The sequence below is a fragment of the Caulobacter sp. D5 genome (genome assembly GCF_003185805.1).
In the GTDB taxonomy this organism is placed as follows: Bacteria; Pseudomonadota; Alphaproteobacteria; order Caulobacterales; family Caulobacteraceae; genus Caulobacter.
This window is the reverse complement of sequence record NZ_QHJY01000291.1, coordinates 1-9,824: the sequence shown is the minus strand read 5'-3', so window position 1 is coordinate 9,824 and position 9,824 is coordinate 1. Positions and strand designations below refer to the sequence as shown.

Annotated in this window: 8 protein-coding genes; 3 read left to right on the top strand and 5 right to left on the bottom strand. The window is 65.4% G+C overall.

What is annotated here, in order from left to right; translation table 11 throughout:
• Positions 1–281: helix-turn-helix domain-containing protein (locus DMC18_RS18145; protein WP_146218127.1), on the top strand; the 281-nt coding region annotated here is incomplete at its 5' end.
• Positions 282–362: 81 nt separating this feature from the next.
• Here DMC18_RS18145 and DMC18_RS25685 read toward each other — a convergent pair.
• Complete coding sequence (locus DMC18_RS25685) at positions 363–1,211, bottom strand: hypothetical protein (protein ID WP_146218126.1); 849 nt, start codon at positions 1,209–1,211, stop codon at positions 363–365.
• Positions 1,212–1,425: 214 nt separating this feature from the next.
• On the opposite strand from DMC18_RS25685, the gene DMC18_RS18140 reads away from it, so the two are divergent.
• The gene (locus tag DMC18_RS18140) at positions 1,426–2,499 is read left to right on the top strand and encodes a type I restriction enzyme HsdR N-terminal domain-containing protein (RefSeq protein WP_158285931.1); all 1,074 of its coding nucleotides are present in this window, start codon (positions 1,426–1,428) and stop codon (positions 2,497–2,499) included.
• A 91-nt stretch (positions 2,500–2,590) separates the two neighbouring features.
• On the opposite strand, the gene DMC18_RS18135 is transcribed toward DMC18_RS18140, so the two are convergent.
• The 3 genes from DMC18_RS18135 to DMC18_RS18125 form a co-directional block, all read right to left on the bottom strand.
• Entirely contained in the window at positions 2,591–3,808 is a 1,218-nt protein-coding gene (locus DMC18_RS18135) for an RtcB family protein (protein ID WP_110120496.1), read from the bottom strand.
• Between the two features lie 498 nt (positions 3,809–4,306).
• Complete coding sequence (locus tag DMC18_RS18130; protein WP_110133177.1) at positions 4,307–4,432, bottom strand: hypothetical protein; 126 nt, start codon at positions 4,430–4,432, stop codon at positions 4,307–4,309.
• Between the two features lie 158 nt (positions 4,433–4,590).
• Positions 4,591–6,042: a protein adenylyltransferase SelO gene (locus DMC18_RS18125; RefSeq protein ID WP_110120498.1), complete on the bottom strand. Its 1,452-nt coding sequence runs from the start codon at positions 6,040–6,042 to the stop codon at positions 4,591–4,593.
• Between the two features lie 266 nt (positions 6,043–6,308).
• Here DMC18_RS18125 and DMC18_RS18120 point away from each other — a divergent pair, with 266 nt between their 5' ends.
• Positions 6,309–8,915 carry a TonB-dependent receptor gene (locus DMC18_RS18120; protein ID WP_110120499.1) on the top strand — a complete coding sequence of 869 codons (2,607 nt, stop codon included), beginning with the start codon at positions 6,309–6,311 and terminating at the stop codon, positions 8,913–8,915.
• A 109-nt stretch (positions 8,916–9,024) separates the two neighbouring features.
• Here DMC18_RS18120 and DMC18_RS18115 read toward each other — a convergent pair.
• Positions 9,025–9,824 (bottom strand): hypothetical protein (locus tag DMC18_RS18115; protein ID WP_233248211.1); only part of this gene is annotated, 800 nt, incomplete at its 5' end.

The following is a 9,824-nucleotide window of genomic DNA, read 5'->3' as shown; positions in this document are numbered from 1 at the left end:
ACCCCGACCCGGCCGGCGGCCTCGCCCGCCTGGGCCGCCCCACCCGCGTCGCCGCCCTCGCCGCCGCCCTCAACCTGCCGAGAGAAACCGTCCGCCGCCGCGTGGCCGAACTGGAGACGCTGGGCTTCTGCCGCCGCGAAGCCGACGGCGTGGTCGCGGCGCTGCCGGCGACGATGGTTACGAGGGTGGTCGAGATGGCCCGGACGAACGCCGGCAACGTGCAGCGGCTGTTCGGAAGCTTGGCGCGGGCGGGGGTGCTGGCGGATTGGGAGGAGGCGTAGTGGCCAGCGGGCACCACCAGCGGACCTAAGCCCCCCTCCGAGAACGCGACATTTACTAGGGGAACTTGTCGCCTAGCGGCTTTAGAGGCCTTTTAGCGGCCCAGATACCCGCGGAGTTTTCACCCGAACCGTTTGTAGTTTTTCCCCGTATTCGGCATCGCCGGTGAGGCGCTCCGCCACTTGAATGGCATTCAACGCGCCCTCCCGGTGAGCGCCGCGCCATCTCTTGATTTCGCTGATTTCAAGAAAGGTCGTCGACATGCTTTTCCATGTCCAAGCGATCTCACGTGAGACATTCAGCCACGCGGGCACAGGGGCTGTGACAAGCGCGGCGTCGAGATAGAAGGCAGGTCCAGGAAGGCCTACGCGCGATCCTCCCGCATCAGCCATGTAAGCTCGAGTCAGAGCGAAATTTCCCTGAAACTCTGGCACCACATCGGAATTCCGGGGAACAGCCACCGCTTCACTAACTGCTTGTTGCGGTGTGATTACGCCGCTCTCCAATCGGTCCAAAAGTGACCTACGATGTGTCGCGCGAGCCTCTCGGACGATTGGGCGAGCTCTCAGCCCTGCCGCCACAATCATTCTTGCTCCGGGCTGCCCGGTGTCTTTCTCGATTGAATCGACCGATTTGTAGAGCGCCCAGCAACGGCTGATGAAATCGTCCGTCACAGAATGAGTTCGGGGCGAAAGGTCACGGTGAATCGCGGCACCGTCGTTCATTACAAATGAAGAGAATAGCTGACCACTATGTTGAGCTAATACACGTTGAAATGCATGTATTCGATCAAGTGCCTGTTGCGCCTTTTCTGACAAGGGATCGAATCCAGCTGCGTCAATCATATCCCCGTAGCCAAGCAGATCCACCCAAGCAGAACTACAAACTTCGACCTGACGCCGGGCGCCTTTTGCAAACTTGACGGTGCGCATAGCCGCACCGTGACACCCGCAAACCTTGTATGCAAGGCGCCGCTCGCCTTTTACATGTCGCGCCAATTGCTACCGTTGGCGCGCCTCTAGGAAAGCGACATTCGCCGGAGACGCGTCGAGCGAACCTCACATCGCCGAAGCGACCGAATCTGGCGCATGATGTTGTCAAACTTCACGCGCCGCCGACTTGGGCGATGCTACAAGGTGTATGGGGATGCCCAAGTTCGAGGATATGAACGAAACGGACGTGCGCGAGGTCATCGTCAGGCCCTTACTGCAGCGACTGGGCTACGCGCACGGTACGGAAGCGGCCATCCGTACTGAGCAGACCTTCCGCTACGGCAAGGCGTTCCTGGGCCGCAAAAGTCCTAAGAAGGATCCTGAGCTCGTTGGCCGGGCCGACTATATCCTTGAGGTGGCTTCCTTCGGCCGATGGGTCGTTGAGGTCAAAGCGCCGGGAGAGGACATCACCCGAGATACTGTTGAGCAGGCCCACACCTACGCGGCTCACCCTGAAGTCGCCGCGCTCTATTTCTTGGTGACGAATGGCCGCAAATTCCAACTGTATAGAACCAGTTCGCTCGACGCTCCGTTGATGGCCTGGTCATTCGAGGACGGGGAGGAAATCTTCTTAGCCCTCAGCAATCTTGTCTCGCCGGACGCCATCAAGCGCAAGGTGCGCCTGCTAGTCCCCGATGGCGGAAAGCCGCTAGGTGCCGGCCTTCCGTCCTCGGTCCAGATCATAGGCGGGTTTGTCCGCTACGAGGACCACGTTGGCAACCATCCCCTACTAAACATGGACGGGATCAACGGCCTGGAGCTACCGATCACCTCAGGACGGGTGAGCCGAGCCGAGGACGGTCGGTTGCACGCCGCCCTGAACATGGCGAAGGCCGCGCCGATGATGGGAGAGGTCAACGCGCTCCTGAAAAGGGAAGATGACTACGATTTCTATTGTGGCGACGAGTATATTTCCACCATCCGCAATCGACCGTCGATTTTCCAAAACTTCTTCGAAAGCCACACGCCCGCAGGGACGCCGATCGCCGTCATGGGCCTTGGGAAAACACCGATGCCGTTTGGCTTTCGAATGAGCGCTCTCACCGAGGCGGTGGGCTACGTGGAGGACGATGTTTTCAAAGGGACGATGCAGATCTCCTACGAAATGATTTACGAGAAAATCCCGCCTTTCATCCGACAGGCGCTGGAAGCCCAATTGGGGCCCATCCCCGCTCAACCCAAGATCCAAGGCGGCGGCCAGTTCGAAGTAAAGCTGCTCAGGCTCTAGCCCAAACCGACATGCGTACCCTTCTCAAGGTCCGAGAAGAGTCTCCCCCACAGCAAAACGCCGCCCGGTCTCTCGACCGGACGGCGTCCTGCTAGCCCTTCACGCACACCACCTGGCGCAGGGTGTGGACGATTTCCACCAGGTCGCTCTGGGCGGCCATGACGGCGTCGATGTCCTTGTAGGCCATCGGGGTTTCGTCGATCACGCCTTCGTCCTTGCGGCACTCGACGCCGGCCGTGGCGGCCATGTGGTCGGCCACGGTGAACCGGCGCTTGGCTTCGTTGCGGCTCATCGCCCGCCCGGCCCCGTGGGAGCAGGTGCAGAACGAGTCCGGGTTGCCCTTGCCGCGCACGATGAACGACTTGGCGCCCATCGAGCCGGGAATGATGCCCAGCTCTCCGGCCTTGGCCGACACCGCGCCCTTGCGGGTGAGGTAGACCTCCTTGCCGAAGTGCTTCTCCTTGCTGACGTAGTTGTGGTGGCAGTTCACCGCTTCCTCCGTCACCACCAGATCCGGGAAGTGCGCGCGCAGCACCCCCAGCACCTCGTGCATCATCACCTCGCGGTTGGCCCGGGCGTACTTCTGGGCCCAGGCCACGGCCCGCACGTAGTCGACGAAGCCGTCCGAGCCCTCGGCGAAGTAGGCGAGGTCCTCGTCGGGCAGGTTGACGAACCAGCGGCGCATCTCGTGCTTGGCCCGCTCGATGAAGAACGTGCCGAAGCGGTTGCCCACGCCCCGCGAGCCCGAGTGCAGCATCACCCAGACGTCGCCGGCCTCGTCGAGGCACAGCTCGACGAAGTGGTTGCCCGTGCCCAGGGTGCCCAGGTGCCCGTAGCCGCGCGGGTGGCCGGCCTTGGGGTTGCGGGCGACGATGTCGTCGTAGCCCTCCTTCAGACCCGCCCACTTCTCCGCGGCGATCGCCGGGGGCTCGGTCTGCCAGGCGCCCTTGTCGTTGCGCCCGCCGTTGTCGGTGCGGCCGTGCGGCACCGCGGCCTCGATGGCCGAGCGCACGCCGAACAGGTTGTCCGGAAGATGCTCGGCGCGGATCGAGGTGCGCACCGCCATCATGCCGCAGCCGATGTCGACGCCCACGGCGGCCGGGATGATCGCCTTCCAGGTCGGGATCACCGAGCCGACGGTGGCGCCCATCCCCCAGTGCACGTCGGGCATCACCGCCACGTGCTTGTGGATGAACGGCAGGCTGGCGACGTTGCGCAGCTGCTTGAGCGCCGAGTCCTCGATCGGCACGCCTTGGGTCCACGCCTTGATCGGCGCGCCTTCGCTTTCGATGTGCGTGAAGCCGCTCATGGGCTTCTCCTTTCCAATCCGCCCCTCCCGGCGTCATGGTCGGAGGAATTTCCGCGCAAAACGAAAAACCCCTCCGGCCAAGGCCAGGAGGGGTTTTTCTTCGTACTTCCCGAAATCCTTTCGGACCTAGGCCGTCTTCCCCTCCAGCATGCACACGTCATTACCCTCGACCTGGCGGTCCAGTTGGTAGCTGACGGTCATGACTGGGGCTTTGCGCGCCATGGTCTTGCGGATCCTCATCGGGAGGCGGGCGATTACAGGGTTATGCGAAGCCGCGCCAGGGGTCGCGCGAGCGGCGCGCGCGGAAGTTGCGGGCGGTGTGGCAGATATGTCCCTCTCCGCAGGAGGGGCCGACCACAAGACCCTCCCCCTGAAGGGGGAGGTGGCCCGGAGGGCCGGAGGGGGAAGCACATGCCGGCGTGAGGTGTCGCTGAATCAACAGCGACTTCCCCCTCAGTCGCTCCGCGACAGCTCCCCCTTCAGGGGGAGCATCTGGGCTTAAGCCAGTTCCGGTCCGGCCGAGAGCGCTTCGCCGATGGCGCGGGCGCAGCCGGGGATGCCGAGGGCGCCGATGAACGACAGGGCCACGGCGCAGACCAGCAGGATCGGTTGGAAGATGCGCATGCGTTTTTCTCCACCTCTGAGCCCGCCTTGTCCCCCGGGAGGGGTCGGCCGCGGGGTTGATAGACCGCCGTCCAGGTCGCTTAAACCGCTAGCGTGACGTTTGTTCCGGCCAGCCCGCCGGAAAACTCAGCATGCGGCATAATTGCCTCAAACTTATGTCACTGGTCGAGGTTGTAGGCCAGCCTCGTGGTCTCGATCCGCGCGAGTTTGTCGTTCAGCGGCGCCCAGTCGTCGGCGTCGGCGATCGGGGCCCACAGGGCCTCGACCTCGTCGATCAGCAGCTCTTCCGGCTCGATTCGTCCGAACACGGGGTTTTCCAGGCGCTCCGGACGATCCGGCTCGAAGGCCGAGAGGCGGGCGCGGAAGTCGGCGAAGACCGGGTCCTGGTAGAGCGCGCCGCGCGGCCCCTCCAGGGCGCGGCCTTGCGAGGCCTCGCCGCCGAACCAGTCGAAGAAGAACGGCTCCCAGCGCAGGGCCTCGCCGCCGGCAAGCCTGGTCCCCTCGGCCAAGGCCTTGAAGGCGGCGTTGACCAGCTCGACATCGGCCTCCTCGCCCCGGCTCTTCACGGCCAGGCGGGCGATCACGGCCTCGCGCAGGGCGTCGCGATAGGCGGCCGAGAAGCCGTTGAGGGCGGCGATCAGGCCCGACTGGTCGGGGCAGACCAGCGCCAGGCAGGCGGCCAGCTGCTGCAGGTTCCAGAACCCCGCCTCCGGCTGGCGGCCGAAGCTGTAGAGGCCCGAATGGTCGAAATAGGCGGCCGTGAAGTTGGGATCGTTGCCCGGCAGGAAGCGCCAGGGGCCGTAGTCGAAGCTCTCGCCGGTGACGACCATGTTGTCGGTGTTGAGCACCCCGTGCACGAAGCCGGCGGCCATCCAGCGGGCGACCAGGCGGGCGGTGCGGGCCACCACCTCCTGGAACATCGCCGTCGGCCGGTCGGGGGCGTCGGCGAGATGCGGGAAATAGGTCTCGACCACGTGGTCGACCATCGCCGTGATCAGGTCGGCGCGCTCGAAATAGGCCAGGCGCTGGAAGGTCCCGAAGCGGATGTGGCTGTGCGACAGCCTGGTCAGCACCGCCGAGCGGGTGGGGCTGGGCTCGTCGCCGCGGGTCAGGGCCTCGCCGGTCTCGACCAGCGAGAAGGCGCGCGAGGTGGGCACGCCCAGTGCTTCGAGCAGGCCGGCGGCCAGGATTTCGCGCACCCCGCCCTTCAGAGTCAGCCGGCCGTCGCCGTGGCGCGACCAGGGGGTCTGGCCCGAGCCCTTGGTGGCCAGATCCAGCAGGCGGTCCGACCCGGCCTCCCGCGCTTGCGCGAACAGGAAGCCCCGGCCGTCGCCGAGCTCGGGGTTGTACGAACGGAACTGGTGGCCGTGATAGCGCATGGCCAACGGCCGCGACTGATTGTCCGGCAAGGCCTGGAAGCGCGCGAAATGGGTCAGCCACTCGGCGTCGGTCAGGCCCGCCAGGCCCACCGTGGCGGCCGCGCGGTCGTTGCGGAAGCGCAGGATCGTCTGCGGAAAGTCGGCCGGGGCGACGGGGTCTGCGAACTCGCCCGCCTGCGCGACGAGGTCGGCGAATCGGGGATCGGGGCGATAGCGTTCGGAGACCGGCATGTGCGCCAGATGCGCCCGGCGGCGCCCGCGCGCAAGAAGCCCGCCCCCGCCGCACGGTTTTAAGAAAGCGCGGATGTTCACATAACGCTGTCGCAGTTTCGCAACAGCAACTCCCGATCCGTGTTCCAGCAAGGATTTCGCTTGCCGAGCATCCGGACCGCCCATAACCATTGGCTGTCCATTCGAACAATCGTTCGGGTGTAGGCCAATCAAAAAGCCGGCGGGGGCGGTGCAAGCGCTCTCGTCATAACGAACCGAGGTAGGAAATGCGCTTTACCCAGGTGCTTCGCGGCACGGCGTCCGCCGTCGTGCTCGCGGGCGTCGCCGCGATCGGCGTCGCCCATGCTCAGGACACGGCCGCGGCGGCCGCCCAGGAGCCCGAAACCCTCACCGTCGACAGCATCATCGTCACCGCCCAGAAGCGCGAGCAGAACCTGCAGGACACCCCGGTGGTGGTCACCGCGGTCGGCGCCAAGCTGCTGCAGGACACGGGCGTCAAGGACATCAAGGACCTGACGATCCTGACCCCGGGCCTGACCGTGACCTCGACCACGTCGGAAGCCTCGACCACCGCCCGCATCCGCGGCGTCGGCACGGTCGGCGACAACCCCGGCCTGGAAAGCTCGGTCGGCGTGGTGATCGACGGCGTCTACCGCCCCCGCAACGGCGTGTCGTTCGGCGACCTGGGCGAGATGGAGCGCATCGAGGTGCTGAAGGGCCCGCAGGGCACCCTGTTCGGCAAGAACACCTCGGCCGGCGTCATCAACATCATCACCAAGGAGCCGGAGTTCGGCTTCGGGGCCAATGTCGAGGCCACGGTCGGCAACTACGACGCCAAGGGCCTGGCCGCCTCGGTCACCGGGCCGCTGTTCGGCAGCGACAAGTGGGCCGGGCGCCTGTACGCCGCCGCCCGCAAGCGCGACGGCTTCAACACGGTGGTGACGGGCGAAGGCCCCAGCACCGAGAAGGAAGACGCCGACCAGAACTTCTACACCGTGCGCGGCCAGCTGCTGTTCGTGCCGGACGACAACGCCACCTTCAAGCTGATCGCCGACTACACCAAGCGCGACGAAAACTGCTGCGGCGCCGTGCAGATCCGCACCGGCCCGACCTACGCCGTGGTCAACGCCCTCAGCACCGGCACCGGCATCGCCAATCCGGCCGACCCGTTCAAGCGCGTGGCCTATTCCAACCGCGGCTCGCCGCAGGAAGTGGAAGACAAGGGGATCTCGCTGCAGGCCGACATCGACCTGCCGATCGGCACCCTGACCTCGATCAGCGCCATCCGTAACTGGCGCACCGACACCGGCCAGGACAGCGACTTCACCGCCGCCGACATCACCTACCGCGCCAAGGACGGCACCAACTACGCCGAGTTCACCACCTACACCCAGGAACTGCGTCTGGCGGGGAACACCGAGCGCCTCAACTGGCTGGTCGGCGCCTTCCTGGCCGACGAGCGCCTCGACAACGAAGCCAACTTCAAGTTCGGGGCCGACTACGAAGCCTACATGTCGACGATCATCCTGTCGGGCATCGCCAGCTCGCTGGCCACCGCCGGGATCACCGTCAACCAGGCCAACAGCGCGCTGTTCGCCTCGCAGGTGACGGCCCTGACCTACGGCAGCTCGTTCCCGACCGGCACCGGCCTGCACGACACCTACAACCAGCGCTCCAAGACCGTGGCGCTGTTCACCAACAACACCCTGAAGGTCACCGACGCCTTCGATATCACCCTGGGCCTGCGCTACACCTCCGAGAGCAAGGACCTGGACACCTACCAGACCGGCTCCGCGCCGGGCTGCGCGGCCCTGCTGACCACCGCGGGCCAGACCCGCGTCGCCCAGCAGCTGGTCGCCCGCGGCGTGCCGGCGGCCCTGTTCGCCACCTCGACCGGCACCACCCTGGTCTCGACCGTCGTCGGCAACATGTGCCTGCCCTGGGCCAACCCGCTGTTCAACGGCCGCGGCACCCAGCAAAGCCGCACCGACCGCGAATGGACCGGCACGGTCAAGGCCTCCTACCGCTTCAACCCGTCGGTGTTCGCCTATGCGTCGGCGGCCCGCGGCTACAAGGGCGGCGGCTACAACCTCGACCGCACCCAGTCGTCGAACGGCACGCAGAGCGGCGGCAACGGCGTGGTGCCGATCTACGACACCTCGTTCCCGGCCGAATTCGTCGACAGCTATGAAATCGGCGTCAAGAACACCCTGTTCAACCGCTCGGTGCTGCTGAACTTCACGGGCTTCTATCAGAAGTTCACCGACTTCCAGCTGAACACCTTCCTGGGCACCTCGTTCGCGGTGCGCTCGGTGCCGGAAGTGACCTCCAAGGGCGTCGACGCCGACTTCCTGTGGTTCACCCCGCTGCGCGGCCTGACCATCCAGAGCGGCCTGACCTACGCCAAGACCGAGTACGGCGATCAGTCGATCCCGAACGACCCGAACAACGCCCTGTCGCTGCTGCCCGGCAGCCAGGTGTCGTTCGCGCCGGAATGGTCGGGTTCGGCCTCGATCAGCTACAGCCACCCGGTCGGCTCGACCCTGAAGGCCAAGTACAACATCGGCGCCAAGTACGTGTCGGACTACAACACCGGCTCGGACCTGTTCCCGCTGAAGCACCAGGACGCCTACACGGTGGTCAACGCCCGCATCGGCATCGGCGACGCGGACGACAAGTGGACCGCCGAGCTGTGGGCCCAGAACCTGTTCGACGAGGAATACTACCAGGTGGTGTTCAACGGGCCGCTGCAAGGCTCGTCGGGCCTCTCGGCGACCTCGCCGACCTACTCGTCCTCCAAGGACACCATCACCTACGACGCCTTCCTCGGCGCGCCGCGCACCTACGGCGTGACCCTGCGGGCGAAGTTCTGATCCGAGCCGCCAGAACCCGGTCACGGGATCTGGCGCCTGGGGAAACACGGAAAGGGCGGCCTTCGCGGGCCGCCCTTTTTGGTTACGCCGCTATCCCGTCGACAGGCTGTTAGGCCTCGGCCGGGATCCAGATCGCAGCCTCACTGCGCTGATGCCGGATTCTCTCGCGCGCCGTTTCCTTCAGCGCCTCAAGCGTCCCAAGCACGCCCCTGGCGTCTTCCGGTTCCAGATCGACGATCACCGAGAGCTTGTTACCCAAGCCGCCCAGCGACGTTCCGACGAGCCTCACGACTTCATCCCGCCCAACAAAGCGGTCATGAACCTGGCTGGTATTGACCAGGGTCACCGAACGGCCCTCCTTCAGCCGGGGCCAAATGAGCGTCCTGATCGCTTCCTCATAGCCGTTGAAATAGAGCGTGACCTTCGTGGCCGAGGGCGGAAACAGCTTCACCACCGCATCGGCATAGGCTTCGTTGCTCGGATAGGCAGGTGTAGGCGAGTGGAACAAGAATGGGTCGCACAACGTCACGCTCTGGGCGCCCTTCAACCAGGTCCGGATCTCGTCGAGCGCGCTGTCTCGTCCCATGCCGGAAGCGCGCACCAGCATCTGCATGGCGACGCCCTCGCGCGGCGCCAAATCCAACTCCCGCGACATCCGCCGCAATTCGGCGCTGAGCGCGCGCACCGACGCCCGCCCCTCGCCACTTCGGAACAAGGACGCGTTACTGTCGTTCCCCTCCAGCAACTGCAGCAGCAGGTCCATCTTCAGGGCGGCGCTTTCGAGCGTGGGATGCATAATCACCTCAAGGTTGTCCTCACCGCCAGCTACCGCATCGAATCCTAACGACCGGTGCAGATGCCGGACGATCGCCACCGTCCTCACCTTCCCTCCGCACGCCCGCCTTTTTC